Below are 17,167 nucleotides of genomic sequence, written 5' to 3' on the forward strand. Positions count from 1 at the left end.
AAGGCGTCCTGCATCCAGTACAGGCGGTTCATCAAGGCGCCGTGTTCGTTCATCACGCCTTTTGGCTGGCCGGTGGAACCGGAGGTGTAGAGCACGTAGGCCAGGTCATTGGCGGCGACGCTGATGGGTTCGAACGCCGGGGCCTGGGGCAGGGCGTCGAGGGTCCAGGCCAGGTGCCCGGCCGGCAGGCGCTCCAGCCACTGCGCCTGGGTCAGGGTGACCTTGGCATCGGCGTCCTGGATCAGGAAGGCCAGGCGCGCGACCGGCAATTGCGGGTCCAGCGGCAGCCACGCGGCGCCGGCATGGACGATGCCGAGCAAGGCCACGACCATTTCCACCGAGCGTTCCATGCACACCGGCACGATGTGCTCGGCGCCGATACCGGCGGCGCGCAGGGCGCGGGCGACGGCCTGGGCACGCTGGTCCAGTTCGGCATAGCTCAGGCGTTGGCCTTCGAACACCAGCGCCGGGGCGTTGGGGCTCAGGGCTGCCTGCTGGCTCAGGGCCGTGTGCAGGTTGGTCGGGCCACTGTAGTGGCGGTCAGTGGCGTTCCATTCGACCAACTGGCGTTGGCGCTCGGCTGCCGCCATCGGCGTCCATTCCCCGAGACGGGTCTGTGGCGCGTCGAGCATGGCTTCCAGCAGTTGCTGCCATTGCGTCAACCAACGCCGGGCGGTGGTTTCGCTGAACAATGCGGCACGGTATTCCAGCAACACCGACAGCACTTCGCCGTCGTGCACTTCCCAGTTCAGGTCGTACTTGGTGGCCTGGGCGGTCACCGCTCGTTCGCTGACGTGCAGTCGCGGCCAGTGCCGGCCGCAGGCATCGGCGTTCTGCATGGCGAAGAGCACCTGGAACAGTGGCGTCTGGCCGAGGCTGCGGGAAGGCTTGAGGTGGTCCACGACCTGCTCGAACGGCACGTCCTGGTGCTGCTGGGCGTCCAGTACGCGGTTGCGCACCTGGCTCAGCAAGCCTTCGAAATCCAGGCTCGGATCGAGATCGGCGCGCATGACCACGGTGTTGACGAAGCAACCGATCAAAGGCTGCAGCTCGGCGAACGGCCGCTGGGCCACCGGACTGCCGACCCGCACATCGCGCTGGTTGGCGTAGCGGCCCAGCAGCAGTTGTGCCGCACTCAGCATCAGCATGTACAGGGTGGCGCCGCGTTGCTGGGCGAATAGCCGCAGACGCGCTACCAGCGCTGGTGGCAGTTGCAGTTGGACGGCACCGGCGGCCGGCGCGAGGTGGTCGGGACGACCTTGCTCGGTGGGCAGGTCCAGCAGGTAATCGCCATCCTCCAATTGGTTGCGCCAGTATTCCAGTTGCTGGCTGAACAGGCGCTGCTGGGCGGGTTCGCGTTGCCAGAGGGCATAGTCCGGGTATTGCAGGGCCAGCTCTGGCAGTACTGTCGCGGTGCCCTGGCATTGGGCGGCGTAGAAGCGACCCAGCTCATCCAGCAGGTTCTGGCTGGACGCATCGTCGGTTGCGCAATGATGCACGGTGAGCAACAACAGCGACTGGTCACCGCCACTGCGCTGTATCAAGGTGGCGCGCACGGGGATTTCGCGGGCCAGATCGAACGGACGTCCGGTTGCTTGGCGCAGGGCATCGTCGGTCAACTGCTGCCAGGCGGCGTCGCAGGCAGCTTCCAGCACCGTTGCCTGCAGCGGGACGTCGACCTGCCCATCGACCACCAGCATCAGCTCGCCGTCGGTGTCGCGCACGATGCGGCTGCGCAGGATCTCGTGACGTTGGATCACGTTGTTCAAGGCTACCTGCAGGGCCTGGGTATCGAGTTCGCCGTCCAGCTGCACCGCGCTGACCACGTTGTATTCACCGCCACCGACGCTCAGTTGTTCGAGGAACCACAGGCGCTGCTGCTCGAACGACAACGGCAAGCGCGCCGGGCGTGGCGCCGGGACGAAGGCCGTCGCCGCTTGCAGGGGATCGCCCAGCAAGGCGGCCAGGGCTTGGAGGGTCGGGTGTTCGAAAACGGCCCGCAGCGGCGGTACCGTGGCGAACTGTTGGCGCAGGCGGGCGAACAGTGTCGCCGCCAGCAGCGAGTGGCCGCCAAGGTAGAAAAAGTGGCTGTCGCGACCGATCTGCGCCGCCGGCACCTTCAGCAGTTCGGACCACAGGGCCGCCAGTTGCCGCTCGGCACCGCCGCGTGGCGGATCCAGCGCGTCCGGCGCGGCCTGGATGTCCGGCGCCGGCAACGCCTTGCGGTTGAGCTTGCCGTTGTCGGTCAACGGCAGTTCATCGAGCACCACGAAGGCCGAGGGCACCATGTAGTCGGGCAGGGCTGCGCCAATGGCCTTGCGCCAGGCATCGATATCGGCCTGCTGTTCGCAAGTGACGTAGGCCACCAGGCGCTTGTCGCCGGGCACGTCTTCGCGAGCCAGCACCACGGCCTGGCGCACGCCTGGTTGCGCACCGAGCAGGGTTTCGATTTCCCCCAGTTCGACGCGGAAGCCACGGATCTTCACCTGATGGTCCATGCGTCCGAGGTATTCGAGCTGGCCATCGGGCAACCAGCGCACCAGGTCGCCGGATTTGTACATCCGCGCACCGGACAGGGACGAGAACGGGTCTTCGATGAAGACCTTGGCGGTCTGCTCGGCGCGGTTGAGGTAACCCAGGGTCACGCCGGCACCGCCGATGTGCAGCTCCCCCGGGACGCCCACCGGCATCGGGTTGAGGAAGGCATCGAGCACGTAGGTGCGCACGTTGGCGATAGGGCGGCCGATGATCGGGCGCTGGGGGAAGTCGTCCACCGCGCAACCGGTGGCGTCCACCGTGCATTCGGTGGGGCCGTAGGTGTTGAAGAAGCGGCTGCCGGCAATCGCTGGCAGGCGTTGCCACAGCTGGGTGTCCACGGCATCGCCACCGAACAGCACGAAGCGGGGCAGGTACACCTCGCCACGTCGCACGCCTTCGCTTTCCAGCAAGGCCTTGAGCTGTGCCGGGGTGCACTCGAAGGCCTCCAGGCGGGTCTCGCGAAAGAACTGCGCCAGCGCCTCGGGGTCGTAGCGCACGTCTTCCGGCGTCAGGTACAGGCTATGGCCGTCGAGCAGCAGGATCAGCTCGGCCACCGAACTGTCGAAGGCGAAGGAGTAGTTGAAACTGGTACGCATCGGCTGGTCGGTGTAGCGCCGGTACAGGCCATGGATACGTGCCCAGGCCAGGTTGACCACCGAGGCCTGGGTAACCAGGGTGCCCTTGGGCTTACCGGTCGAGCCGGAGGTGTACATGATGTAGGCCAGGTCTTGCGGGCCGGAAAGCGGCGCCGGGTTGCTGTCCGGCTGGTGAGCGAACAAGGCCGCGTCGCTGTCCAGATGAACGCGTGGCAGCCCGGCCCCCAGTTGTTCCAGCAGCCCGTGCTGACCGAGGAGCAACGTCGGCTGCGCGTCTTCGAGCATGTAGGCCAGGCGGTCCGCCGGGTAGCTCGGATCCAGCGGCACATAGGCGCCCCCGGACTTGAGGATGCCCAGCAGGCCGATCAGCAGTTCCAGGGAGCGCTCGACACACAGCGCCACCGGGCTGTTGGCGCCCACGCCACGCCCGCGCAGGTAGTGCGCCACCTGGTTGGCCCGGCGGTTCAGTTCGCCATAACTCAGGCAGCGTCCTGCGAAGGTCAGTGCGTCACGCTCCGGAGTTCGCTCGGCCTGTTGTTCGAACAGTTGGGCGAAGGTCAGGTGGCGCGGCACCTCCATTTCGGTGCGGTTCCACTCGACCACGGTGCGCTGCCATTCGTCCGCCATCAGCAACGGCAACGCTGCCACCGGACGTTGCGGTTCGGCGAGCATCCGCTCCAGCAGATGCTCCAGGCGGGCCAGGGTCTGGCGGGCGCTGTCGGCCACGAACAGGTCCAGGGCGAACATCAGTTCCAGCTGGATCGGTGCATCGGCCGGACACAGCACATGCAGGTCCAGGTCGCATTCGGAGTGGCGCAGCGGGGTGTCCAGGGCCTCGAATGCCAGCCCGGGGAAGCGCAGGCGCGATTCCATGGCCAGTTGCTGGGCGACCATTACCTGGTACAGCGGTGCATGGCTGAGGCTGCGGGGCAGTTGCAGGCTGTCCACCAGCTGTTCGAAAGGCAGGTCCTGGTGCCGCAGGCCGTGGCGCAGCCGCTCGGCCACCTGTTGGACCAGGGCGGTGAAGTCCGCTTGTGGCTCGAAGTCGGCGCGGATCGCCAGGTTGTTCAGCAAAATACCCAGCAGGCCTTCGGTGCCCGGCTGTTCACGGTGGGTCACCGGGGTGCCGACCAGCACCGTGGCGTCGCCGCTCAAGCGGTGCATCAGTACGGCGAAGCCAGCGAACAGAACGGTGAATGGCGTGGTGCCGAGGCGACTGGCAAAGGCCTGAACTCGCTTACTGAGGTCGGCGCTGAGTTCGCGCTGGACGATCCCGGCGCGGTAGCTCTGCACCGATGGCCGCGGATGGTCGGTGGGCAGGGCCAGCAGTGGGCTGCCTTCGCTGTCGCGGCGATCCAGGGTGGCGGTCCAGTAGTCCAGTTGGCGCTTGAGTTCGGCGCCCTGCAAATGCTCCCGCTGCCAGAGGGCGAAGTCGGCGTATTGCACCGGCAGCGCCGGCAGCTCGGCGGCGGCACCGTTGCAGCGGGCTTCGTAGCCCAGGGCCAGCTCGCGCAGGGCGATGGTGGCCGACCAGGCGTCGGAGACCATGTGGTGCAGGGCGATGCCCAGCACATGTTCATCCGGCGCCAGGCGCAGCAAGCGGGCGCGCAGCAACGGCGGGCAGGCCAGGTCGAAAGGCTGTTCGAAGGTCTCTTGCAGGGCATTGAATTGCGCACCCGCCCGAGCGGTGGCGGTCAGGCCCGACAGGTCCTCGAAGGGCAACGCGATGTCCAGGGTTGCGCTGATGCGCTGGCACGGTACGCCGTCGACGCTGTGGATGCCGGTGCGCAGGATTTCGTGGCGAGCCAGCAGGTCGTTCAGGCTGGCGTGCAGCGCCTGGACATCGAGTTCACCCTTAAGGTGCAGGGCGAACGGGATGTTGAACAGGGTAGTGCCCGGTGTCAGTTGCTCGATGAACCACAGTCGTTGCTGCGAGAACGACAACGGCAGCAACGCCGGACGCGGCTGGGCCTTGGGGGCACTGATGGGCGCGGCTTGCGGTTCGGCGGCCTGGGCCTGGCGGGTGGCGATGGCCACGGCCAGCAGGGCCACGGTGGGATGCTCGAACAGCACACGCAACGGCAGGTCGAGTTTGAAATGGGTACGCAGGCGAGCCACGATCTGGGTCGCCAGCAACGAATGCCCGCCAAGGGTGAAGAAGTTGTCTTCCACCCCCACTGTGTCCCGACCCAGCACCTCGGCCCAGATCTTCGCCACGCTGCTTTCCAGGTCGTTGCGCGGGGCGATGCTTTGCCGGGTGTCGCCCTGCCAGTCCAGTTCCCGTGCGGCGAGGGCCTTGCGATCGACCTTGCCGTTATTGTTCAGGGGCAGTTTGTCCAGGCAGACGAACGCGGCCGGCACCATGTACGGTGGCAGCTGCGCCCGCAGGTGTTCACTCAGGCCGTCGCTGCCCTGGGCCTGGTCATGGGCCGACCAGTACGCCACCAGCCAGGCTTCGCCGACGGTATTTTCCCGCAGCAGGACTGCGGCTTCGCGCACGTTTTCATGCTGCGCCAGACGGTGTTCGATTTCGGTCAGTTCGATGCGGTGCCCACGCAGCTTTACCTGCTGGTCACGGCGGCCGAGGTATTCGATCACGCCATCTGCACGCCAGCGTCCCAGGTCACCGGTGCGATACAGGCGTCCTTCGAGTTGCGGATGGTCGATGAACGCCTGCGCGGTGCGCTGTGGATCGTGCAGGTAGCCACGGCCGACGCCGACGCCGCCGACACAGATTTCCCCGGCCACGCCAACCGGCACCGGGCGCAGGTAATCATCGAGCACATACAGGCGGTTGTTGGCCGTCGGACGGCCGATGGGCATGTGGCTGACTTCGGCCGCCGGTGCTTCGAAAATGGCCTGGAACGCCACGTCATCGGCGCATTCGGCCGGCCCGTAGGCGTTCATCAAGGCAATGTCGGGAAAGCGCGCGAACCAGTCCCGGGCCACGGTCGGTGGCAGGGCTTCGCCAGTGGGCAACACCCAGCGCAGATCGGGCAATTGCAGGTCGCACGGGCACAGGGCGAGCAGGGTGCGCATCAGGCTCGGAACGATCTCCAGCACGCTCAGGCGCTCCTCGGCCAGGACCTGTAGCAGGCGCTGCGGGTCGTGGGCGACTTCGTCCGCAAGGATATGGACGGTAGCGCCGAGCACTGGCGCGGCGAGGAACTGCCACACCGAGATGTCGAAGGCCACCGAGGCGGTCTGGGGAATCCGGTCGTCGGCGCCAAGCCCCAGGGCCGGCACTTTGCCGAAGATATTATTGAGCATGCCCCGTTGCTCGATCATCACGCCCTTGGGCGTACCGGTCGAGCCCGAGGTGAACAGCACGTAGGCCAGGCTGTCCGGGCCGGCGAGGGCCGGCAAGGGCGCGTCGTTGCCGGATGCCCAGCAGGCTTGGGCGAACAGGGCTTCGGGGGCCTGGTCGAGGCCGCTGAGCAATTGATCGAGCAGGCCGCTGCAACCTTCGCTGGCGATCAGGAACGGGGCACGGGACAGGCCAAGGATTTCCCGCAGGCGCTCCGGCGGATGATTGACTTCCAATGGCAGCATCGCCGCGCCGGCCTTGAACACCGCCAGCATCATGGTCAACAACGCCAGGCCCCGAGGGGCCAGCAGCGCCACCAGGTCACCCTCGCTGGCGCCGGCGGCGCGCAGGGCATGGGCCAGGCGGGTGGAAAGCCGGTCCAGCTCGGCGTAGGTCAGGGATTCACCGGCGCAGACCGCGGCCACCTGCCCACCTCGCTGGGCGACCTGGGCGGCGAACAGTTGCGCGTAGCTTTGATCCAGGGGGAACTCATGGGGATTGACCGCCCATTCGCCCAGCAGTTGCTGGCGCTCTTGTGGGGCGAGCAGTTCGAAGCTGCCTAGGGGCGCGTCGGGCGCGGCCAGCATGCTGTGCACCAGGCTGGCGATGTGACCCAACAGGCGCTGCACGGTAGCGGCATCGAAGCGCTCACGGTCATAGGACACCCGGATACCCAGCTGTTCACCGGGCAGGATCACCACGGTCAGGCCGTAGTGGGTGTGCACGCTGTGGTCCATGCCTTCGAGGCTGAACTGGAAGCCCCCTTCGAGGATCTGCTCGTCGATGGGTGCGTTCTCGAACACCAGGATGCTGTCGAACAGGGTTTCGCCGCGAGGGAAATCGCTCCAGCCCTGGATGTCGGTCAGCGGTGTGTGCTCGAAGTCGCGCATGTCGACATTGAGCCCCTGCAAGGCTTGCAGCCAATTGCCGAGGGCAGCGTCCGGGTCCACTGAAACCCTCAAGGGCAAGGTATTGATGAACAGGCCGATCATTTCAGCCACACCGGTCAGGTCGGCGGGCCGACCGGCTACGGTGACGCCGAACACCACGTCCCGTTGCCCGCTGTAGCGCGACAGCAGCAACGACCAGACCCCTTGGAAGAACGTGTTCGCAGTGATGCGACGTTGGCGGCAGAAAGTGGCCAGCGCCTGGGTTTGCTGTTCGTCCAGGTGGATCAATTGATCGTCCACCAGCACCGCATCGGTGTAGCGGTCGCGGCTCACGCCGTTGTCCACGGTCAGCGGCGTGGGCGCACTGAGACCTTGCAGCTGGCCGCGCCAGAACTGCTCGGCCTTGCCGGCATCCTGGCGCTGCAGCCATTGGATGTAGTCGCGAAAAGGCCGCGGGCTTTTGAGTTCCGGCGTGCGGTCGTTGCACAGCGCTTCATAGACCTTGAGGAAGTCCACGGTCACCAGGGAAATGCACCAGGCATCCATCAGGATGTGGTGGAAGCTGCGAATGAACTCGTAGGACTCGTCGGCCAGGCGCACCAGGCGGAAGCGGATCAGCGGTGGCTTCGACAGGTTGAAGCCAACTTTCTGTTCGTCCTCCAGCAGTGTGCGGATCCGCGCTTCCTGCTCGTGGGGCGCCAGGCCGCGCAGGTCGAGGGTGTCCAACGGCACCTTGACCTCCCGGTGGATCACCTGCACCGGTTGCTTCTGGCTTTTCCATTGGAAGCTGGCACGCAGGGACGGGTGCAGCGCTACCACCCGACGCCAGGATTCGAGGAACGCCACTTCGTCGATGGCCCCGCCGATGCGGTAGCGATCCTGCATCAGGTAGACGCCGGAGTCTTCATGCAGCAAGGAGTGAAACAGCATCCCCTGTTGCAGTGGCGACAGCGGGTAGATGTCTTCGATCGGATTGCTGGTGGTTTTTTCGGTGGTCATTGAAAGCGTCCTGCGTAAAAAGGGGCGACGGCGGCACGGCGGCGCAAGGAACCGGTCACAGGTCGGTCTCGTTCAGTTCGGCCATCAGGGCTTGCATTTCGTCATCGGACAGGCCCGAGGCGCTGAATTCGGTGCTCTCGGCCACGGGCTCGACGGCGTCGGCGGCCAGCGGTTGCGCAACTTCGGCCATGGCCGCGATGGTCTGGCGTTCGAAGACTTGCTTGGCCGACAGCGCGATGCCTTGCTCGTGGGCCTGGGCCACCACTTGCAGGCTGAGGATCGAGTCGCCGCCGATGGCGAAGAAGTTGTCGGTGACGCTCACGGTGGACAGCTTCAAGACCTTGGCGACGATGGCTTGCAGGGTGGTTTCCATGGCATTGCGCGGGGCCACGTGGGCGCTTGCGTCGAACTGGTCCGGATCAGGCAACTGGCGAATGTCGAGCTTGCCGTTGGGGGTACGCGGGAAGGTCGGCAGGGTCAGGACCTGGGCCGGCACCATGTACGAGGGCAGGCGCTCACCGAGGAAGCGCTTGATCGCCTCCGAGTCCGGGGCGTAGCCGTGGGCGGCCAGGATGTAGGCGAGCAGGCGCTTGCCGGCGGTGTGCTCCTGGACGATCACCGCGGCTTCGCGTACGTCGCTGTGGCTGCACAGCTGGCGTTCGATTTCTCCCAGTTCGATGCGGTAGCCGCGAACCTTGACCTGATGGTCCTTGCGGCCAAGGAACGCCAGGCGTCCATCCGCCAGCCAGCAGGCCAGGTCGCCGGTACGGTAGGCGCGGGTGCCGTCGGCCAGGGTGACGAAGGCCTTGGCGGTTTCTTCGGGTTTGTTGCGATAGCCACGGGCCAGGGTCGGGCCGGCGAGGACGATTTCACCTGGCTCGCCGACGCCGCAGGCAACGTCCTGTTCGTTGAGCAGGCGCAAGTCCATGCCGGCGATGGGACGCCCGATGCTGACACTGCGGTTGGGTTCCAGAACTTCGTAGGTGGCCCATACCGTGGCTTCGGTGGGGCCGTATTCGTTGACCAATCGGGCTTGTGGCAGGGTCTTGCCGTGTTGCGCCACCAGGGACGGCGGACAGGCTTCGCCGGCGACGATCCAGCATTCGAGGCTGTCGCTCCCGCCGCTGCGCTGCAACTGATCGAGCAAGGCCTGGTACAGCGATGGCAGCGACAGGCCGTGGCTGACCTGGTGCTCTGTGATCAATTGGGCCAGGCGCGCCATTTCCAACTCTTCGCCGGTGGCGGGCAATACCAGGCGTCCGCCCTGGGCCAGGGTCCAGAAAATCCCGGCGACCGAACTGTCGAAGGCGAAGGAGGACAGCAGCAGATAGGCCCGCACCGGCGTCTCATAGGCGGCCATGCGCACCTGAGTGGAGAAGCTCAGGGCACCGTGAGTGATTTCCACGGCTTTGGGTGCACCGGTGGAGCCGGAGGTATAGATCAGGTAGGCCAGGTCGTCCGCTCCTGGCGTCGGCAGGGCTGGCAGATGGCTGGCGTCCTCGGCGCTCAGCTCGTCGAGCACGAAGCGTTGCAGGCTGGCCGGTACGCTGTCGGCCAGCTCGGCGCTGACCACGATATGGTCGATGGCGCTGTCGGCGAGCATGTAGGTCCGTCGGTCGGCCGGGTAGGTCGGGTCGATTGGCACATAGGCACCGCCGGCCTTCAGGACCGCGAGCATGGCGACAATGGCGGCATTGCCGCGCGGGAACACAATCCCCACGGGCACCCCCGGGCCGATGCCGACGCCGACCAGTCGATGAGCCAGGTGCGTGGCGCAGGCATCCAGGCGGCTGTAGCTCAGCTCGCCGTCCTGGTCGCTGAGGGCGATGGCATCCGGCTGCTGGCGAACGCGGCGGGCAATCAGTTCCACCAGCGTCAGCGGTTCGATGTTCGGCCGGTTCGGCTCGTTCGCCACCACCTGCGACTGGAGCGGTCCACCAAGGGGCAGATGGGCCCAGGCCCGTTGCGGTTCCGCCAGGGCACCCTGCAGCAATTGCAGCCACTGCTCGGCCAGGCAGGCGGCGGCTTCGGCGCTGAGTGTGTGGCGATCATAGACCAGATGCGCCTGCACGCGGTCGGGGAGCTGGCGTACGTTCAGGCAGGCCTTTGCCGGCGCCATCACCGCCCCGGCAAAACGTTCCCGGGCATCGCCGCAACGCCAGGCGAAGGCGTAGCCCGCAGAGAGATCGTGGGTATAGTAGTCCTGCCAGCCCATGGCTCGTTCGACGCAGGCATCGACCTGGGTGCTCTGCTCCAGCAACGTCGCCTGGGCATCCAGTTCGAGGCTGACGGGCAGGCATTGCTCGAACAGGCCCAGGGCGTTTTCCAGTTCCGGGCCACGGCTTTCATGGACCACGGCAAGGGGAACCTGTTGCTGGCCCGCCAGCCGGCCGAGTACGACGGCCCATGCGGTCAATGCCAGGTTCGCCGTCAGGGCCGGGTGGGTGGCCAGGGCGGCGGGCAATGTCAGGTCGTAGCGGGCAGGGGCGAAAGCGCCGGCGCTCGCCGCTTCGAGGGACAATTGCAAGGCAGCCTGTTCGGTTTCGCTCGATGGTTTCCAGAAGCTGACGCCGGGATGATCCGGTTCGTCTTCCACCAGGCTCCAGCGCCATTCGGCGTAATCGGCATATTGCAAAACGTCCGACAGCGGCGCGGTGCTGTCCTGCAGCAATGCACCGGCCAGCCACTTCAGGCTGGCCAGATCCAAATGGCTGCTGGCGGCCGCCAGGTCCAGCACGCTTTGCTCACCGGGCAGGCGCACCAGGGTCACGTACAAGGGTGTCGCCCAGTCGCGGGCCTGGATGGCCAGTCGCTTCAAGGCGCTGTCCTGTTTGGCGGGGCTGTGTTGTTGCAAGTCCAGCAGCTCCACTTTCAGGGAGCCAGTCTCGTCGATCACCTGCACCGGATGGCGCAACCCCGGCACCGGCATCAGGCGTGTGCGCAAGACCTCGTTGTCGGCCACGAGCGCGAGCAGGCGCTCGTTCAACGCATCGACCTCCAGCGGCAGGGACACCGCCCACTGTAGATGGCAGCTGAACGAATGGGCGGCCACGCCGTTGAGGTGGGGATATACCGATGCCTGTTGCGGCGAAATGCGAAAACCTTGAAGTCCGTTCATGTTGATCTCGACTGAAAAAGGGCTTGAACCTGGGGTGCGGCACAGCGCTCGGGGCTTGTCGACAGGTCGGCCAGGCCTCCGGGGAACGGTGGGTGCCCCCTTGAATGTCAGACGGCGACGTCGCTCGACAGCAGGGCTTCAGCCATGCCGGTCATGATTGCGCGCTTGCCGGTAAAGGGTTCACGACCGTGGACGGCGAGCATGTTGTCGATGAACAACACGTCGCCCTGTTGCCAGCTGAACCGCACCAGCGAGTCGAGATAGGCCGTGCGCAGGGACTCCAGCACGTGCGGCTCGATGGGTTCGCCGTCGCCATAAAAGGTGTTGGTCGGCAGGTCCAGGTCGTTGAAGTTGCTCTGCAGCGAATCGCGGATCGCCGGGGGCAGGGTGCTGATGTGAAAAAAAGTCGCGTGGTTGAACCAGACTTCCTCGCCGGTGCGTGGATGACGCACCACGGCCGGGCCGCGCTGGCGGGTGCGCAGGCGATTGTTTTCTTTCCATTCCACTTCGATGCCAACGCTGGCGCAATACGCCTGCACCTCGTTGCGGTCTTCGGACTGGAACACGGTTTGCCACGGCAAGCCGAAACCGTCGCCGTAGTTGCGCACGTACAGCACGCCCTTTTCCCGGAACCGCGCCTCGATCTCGGGACTGATCCGGGCTTTCACGGCTCGGGTGGAACCGATCGGGGTTTGCCCGCCAGTCTCGGACGGCTGCTGGCAGTAGAAGAACAGGCGCAGCGGAAAGCGTGGCGAGTAGGAATGTTCGTTGTGGGGAAAGATCATCTGGTCGGCCGGGTAGTCGGTCGAGGTATAGATGTTGCCGCCGACCCGGGTACGGGGCGAAGCCCGGAACATGTATTCCAGCGCCCCGGGGGAGAGGGCGGCAATCACCTGGTCGAACTGTTCGACGGACGTTACGTTGAAGCCGCGAAACAGCAGCGCGCCGTACTGCAGCACTTTCTTTTCCAGCGACTCGCGTTCACGGGCAGCCCAGGCGGCCAGATCGACGCCACTGACAGCCGGCTCGATCACCAGGGGCAGGGCATGTTCCGGGCTGAGCAGGCGCTCGCTGACCAGTTGTTGTTCAGAGACGTTCATGGCTTTACGACGCACGGCGCCCAGGGCGCGTGGCGATGAGGGCAGGGTAGACATAACGGCATCCGACTCGGTTAAAGGGACAATGAGCGACGTTTGGCTTGCATCATCTGGCTGCGACCGGCCAGCGCCTGGGACTGTTGTCGTTCACGCTGAAAAGCCTGGTCCCAGCCATCGATGCGCTCGGCCAACGCCGGCAATGGCTCATCCAGCAGGTTGCGGGTCTGCTCCAGCAGGCACATCCACAGGTGTTGCAGCCGCGCGGCGCGATCCTGGTCGAAGTATTCGCCGCGGTACTTGAGCGTCGCGTCGAGGCCTTCGGCGCCATGCACCAGGTCGAGGACCAGATGGAAGTCCCCCGGTGCCTGGGCTACGTCCAGCGCCGATAGCTGCGCGCCGGCGATTTCGGTCGGTGTGACGCGTGACGGTTGATAGTTGAGTTTCACCTGGAACAGCGGCGAATGGCCGGCACGGCGTTGCGGCGAGAGGGCCGAGACCACCAGGTCGAACGGCAGGCCCTGGTGGGCGTAGGCCCGTCGGGCTTCATCGCGGACACGTTCGAGGAAACCGGCCAGGGTCGCTTCGCCGTGCAGGTCGCAGCGCAGCGTCAACTGGTTGACGAAGAAACCGATGACATCCGCGTGTTGCGCCAGCGGCCGGCCGCTGACATCGGTGCCCAGCAGGAACTGCTGCTGGCCGCCCAGTTGCCGCAGGACCAGTTGGTAACTGGCCAACAGCAGCATGAATAAAGTCATGCCCCGGTCGCGAGCCAATGCCGCCAGCTGGTCGCAGGTGGCCTGGGGCACCTTGAAATCCAGGCTGTGCTGGCCCGGATTCCTGCCGCTGCCGCCCAGCGCCAGGGACTGAGGCACGCCGGCCAGGTACTCGCGCCAGAATGCCTGCTCCGTGGCAATCCGTTGTTCGCTCCAGTGCAAGGCTTCCCATTGTGCGAAGTCCAGGTATTGCACCGGTGGCGCGGTGTCTGCCGAACCGGCCAGTTCCTCCAGCAATACTTGCGCCGAGCGCCCATCGAAAGCGATGTGATGCAGGGTCAACAGCAGGTCGTGTCGCTGGTCATCCTGGCTGAGCAACTGCGCGCGCAGCACCGGCCCGGCGTCAAGATCCACGGGCGTGGCATGTTCGTGGGCCAGGCGGTCACGCATCGCCTGCTGTTGCTGCGCCTCGCTCAAGCTGCGCAAGTCATGCTGCTCCAGCGCTACCGCCGTCACCGGCAGCACCCGTTGTTGCGGGCCGTCGACGCTGTCGCGGTATACCGTGCGCAGCACGCCATGGCGCTGGACCAGGGCGTTCAGCCGCGATGCCAGCGTCTCGATGTCCAGGGGACCGTGCAGTTGCAGGTGCAGTACCAGATTGTGCTGGGTGTCGTCCGGGTTCAGTTGACGCAGGAACCAGAGGCGGCTCTGAGCGAACGACTGGCGACCGGCCTGGAGGTCGGCGCGCTGCATCGAAGTGGTGGCGCTCGGTGCCGGGGCGCGGAGAAACTCCTCCAGGGCCAGGGCCCATTGCCCGAGGGTTCGTTCGCCGAACAAGTCCTGGGTGTCGAGGTTCCAGCCCAGGTCGTTGTACAGCCGAGCGGCGAAGTCGGCCACGCCGATGGAATCCAGGCTCTGGCCAACCAGGCTGAGTTCGAAGTCTGCCGAGCAATAGGGATTGACCTTGTGCAGGGTCTGCTCCAGCCACTGACGGCATGCGGTCGGCGCCAGTCGAGCGGTTTCGGCTACCAGGCGCTTGAGGTCCTTTGGTTCGAGCGTCTCGCCGCATGCGGCGAGGCTGCCACCGCTCTGGGCAATGATGCTCAGCGTTCCCGCCGCCAGCTGCTTGCGTGCGCCCTGTCGGGCAATCTTGCCGCTGGTGGTCATCGGGATAGTGCCGGCTTCCACCAGGACAATCTGGTCGATGCCACAATCGGCGGCTTCCCGCACGGCGTTCTGCATCGAGGCAAACAGGTCTGGGTGGCGCGCCGGGTCGACGAACCTGCGCTGTGGCTCGGCGACGATCACCAGCTTCTCGCGGCCCAGCACCGGGTCCATTTCCGAGAACGCGGCGATGCGCCCGGTGCGGATGCCCGGCTCGGCATCAGTGATGGCGAACTCGATGTCGTGGGGATAGAGATTGCGACCGTTGAGAATCAGCAGATCCTTGAGCCGTCCGCAGATCACCACCTGGCCTTCGTGCATGAAGCCCAGGTCGCCGGAGCGCAGGTAATGTTCCGATGAGCCGACAATGCGCGCCTCGAAGGCTTCGCGAGTGGCCTGGGGATTGTTCCAATAGGATTCGGCGTTGCTCGGGCCCTTGAGCCAGACTTCGCCGATGCGATCGGCGGCGCAGCGCTCGAAGGTCTGCGGGTCGACGATGGCAATGCTGTGCAAGGGCTGAGGGAAGCCGCAGGCGACGAACTCCACGGCGGGGGCATCGTCGGCGGCCAGTGCGACGCGACCGGTTTCCAGCATCGCCTTGTCCAGGCGCAAGACCACCGGCAGGGCATCGGCCGGCGTGGCGCTGACGCACAGCGTGGCTTCGGCCTGGCCATAGCCGGGGCTGATGGCCAAGGGGTTCAGGCCGCAGGCGGCAAACCGTTCGGCGAACGCTTCGAGGGTGCCGGGGTGGATCGGTTCGGCGCCGTTGATGGCGTGCTTCCAGTTGCTCAGGTCCAGTTGGGCGATCAGGTTGTCACTGACCACCCGGTTGCACAGGGCGTAGGCGAAATTGGGGGCAAAACTGGCGGTGGCGCGGTAGCGGCTCAGCGCCTGCAGCCAGGTGGATGGCGCGTTGACGAAGGTCTGGGAGGCTATCAGGTAGCACGGCATGCCGCTGTAGAGCGGCGCCAGCATGCCGCCGATCAGGCCCATGTCATGGTACAGCGGCAGCCAGTTGACCATGGCGCCGTGTTCATCGAAACCGTAGGCCCGGCGCATCAGTTCGACGTTGGCAATGAGGTTGCGCTGACGCACTTCGACGCCCTTGGGCGACCCCGTGGAACCGGAGGTGTATTGCAGGAATGCCACGGTGGATCCGTCGATGGCCGGTGGTTGCCACTGGCTGGCCGGCGGCGTGCCCAACTGCTGCACGGTCAACACATCGACCTGGCCTTGCACCAGCTCCCGCAGGCCTTCGCAATGATCCGCCGGTGCGAGGATCAGGCCCGGCTCGGCATCCACCACCACATTGCGTACGCGGTCCAGGTGGCGTGGCTTGCGCGACGGTGGCGGAAACAGCGGCACGGCGATCAGCCCGGCATATAGGCAGGCGCAGAACGCCCGGGCGTAGTCGAGGCTGGTCGGCAACATCAATAGCATGCGGTCGCCCGGCGCGTAGCGCGATTGCAGCGCCGCGGCCAGTGACCGGGCTTGCTCGTCGAGCTGGGAAAAAGTCAGGGTTTCGCCGATCTCTACACCGTCCGGCAGAAAGTGCAGGGCAGCACGCTGGGGGAAGTGCTGAGCGTTGGCTTGCAGCACCTCGATCCAATGTTCGAATGAAAACATGAGTCAATTCACGCCATGGCCACGATGACCTTGCGGTCACCGGTGAAAGGATTGCGACCGTGTGCCACCAGTCGGTTGTCGAGCATCAGGATGTCGCCGGGCTGCCAGGGGAAGCTGATGGCAGTCTGGCGATAGACCTCGCGCACGGTGTCGAGCATCTCGTCGGCGATCGCCGAGCCATCGCCGAAGTAGACATGGCGCGGCAGGTTCTCTTCACCTACCGCCGCCAGCAGGCTGGCGCGTACGCTCGGCTCGATGGCCGACACATGGAACAGGTGCGCCTGATTGAACCAGACCCACTCACCGGTATCGGGATGCTGTTGCACCGCGGCGCAACGCTGGCGGGTGCGCAGGTCACCATCGGCTTTCCATTCCCACTCGATGTCGTTGTCCTGGCAGTAACGTTCGACCTGGGCACGATCCTCGGTGTTGAAGACTTTCTGCCAGGGCAAGTCCAGGGCGCCGCTGTAGTTGCGCACGTAGAGCAGTTCGCGGCTGGCGAACAGCTCGAGGATCTCGGCGGGCATGCGCTGGTAGACCAGGCGGCTGTCGGCAATCGGCGTTTCGCCGCCCGTGTCGCTGGCTTTCATGCAGTGGAACCAGATGCGCGAAGGCCAGGGCCGGGTGTAGGCCTGTTCGTTGTGCAGGGGAATGAATTGATGGGCCGGGTATTCGGTGGAGCTGTAGACCCCGGCAAAGACTTTGCTGCGAGGCGTGGAGCCGAATTCGTAACTGGCCAGCGGCGCGCCGAAACTGGCGGCGAAGCGCTTGAAGTCGATGGGCGTGGCGACAGTGAAGCCGCGAAACAGGACGCCACCCACCGTCGCCAGGGTATTGGCCACGCTGTCGCGAATCGAGGCGTCCAGATCGTGGATCGACTGTCCGGCTGTCGCGTGCACCACCACGGGGAGAGTCCCCGCGCTTCCTTGCGTGGATGCGATTGAAAACGGCTCGGAACGCCCGTGCAGGTGTTCGATTGAGGTCATCCTTGTGCTTCCTCTTTTATCTTTTTCGACCCATCAAAGACCGTGAAAGCAAGGCAGTGGTCTATGGTGCGAGACGGGGCGGCAAATGTATCCAGATCAATACACGGCGGCATATTAGGTACAAATGAGATGG

At 65.6% G+C, this 17,167-nt stretch carries 5 protein-coding genes; all 5 read right to left on the reverse strand.

The features are described 5' to 3' along the window. On the reverse strand, positions 1-8,330 hold an 8,330-nt coding region (locus tag BLP99_RS15240; RefSeq protein ID WP_143007952.1), incomplete at its 3' end, for a non-ribosomal peptide synthetase. A gap of 55 nt (positions 8,331-8,385) precedes the next feature. Continuing rightward, positions 8,386-11,448 (reverse strand): non-ribosomal peptide synthetase, encoded by a 3,063-nt coding sequence (locus BLP99_RS15245; protein ID WP_092180711.1) that lies wholly within the window; start codon positions 11,446-11,448, stop codon positions 8,386-8,388. A gap of 107 nt (positions 11,449-11,555) precedes the next feature. Next, positions 11,556-12,602 (reverse strand): TauD/TfdA family dioxygenase, encoded by a 1,047-nt coding sequence (locus BLP99_RS15250; RefSeq protein ID WP_072398401.1) that lies wholly within the window; start codon positions 12,600-12,602, stop codon positions 11,556-11,558. Positions 12,603-12,619: 17 nt separating this feature from the next. After that, entirely contained in the window at positions 12,620-16,048 is a 3,429-nt protein-coding gene (locus tag BLP99_RS15255; protein ID WP_092180714.1) for a condensation domain-containing protein, read from the reverse strand. 8 nt (positions 16,049-16,056) lie between these two features. Beyond that, a complete protein-coding gene (locus BLP99_RS15260) occupies positions 16,057-17,034 on the reverse strand; it encodes a TauD/TfdA family dioxygenase (protein WP_072398399.1) in 978 nt (325 codons plus the stop codon). Positions 17,035-17,167: the final 133 nt, after the last annotated feature.

The organism is Pseudomonas sp. NFACC32-1 (assembly GCF_900101215.1).
In the GTDB taxonomy this organism is placed as follows: Bacteria; Pseudomonadota; Gammaproteobacteria; order Pseudomonadales; family Pseudomonadaceae; genus Aquipseudomonas.

Excerpts from the sequence above, each read along its gene's own strand:
- BLP99_RS15245 (WP_092180711.1), bottom strand. The coding sequence starts at position 11,448 with ATGAACGGACTTCAAGGTTTTCGCATTTCGCCGCAACAGGCATCGGTA.
- BLP99_RS15250 (WP_072398401.1), bottom strand. The coding sequence starts at position 12,602 with ATGTCTACCCTGCCCTCATCGCCACGCGCCCTGGGCGCCGTGCGTCGT.
- BLP99_RS15255 (WP_092180714.1), bottom strand. The coding sequence starts at position 16,048 with ATGTTTTCATTCGAACATTGGATCGAGGTGCTGCAAGCCAACGCTCAG.
- BLP99_RS15260 (WP_072398399.1), bottom strand. The coding sequence starts at position 17,034 with ATGACCTCAATCGAACACCTGCACGGGCGTTCCGAGCCGTTTTCAATC.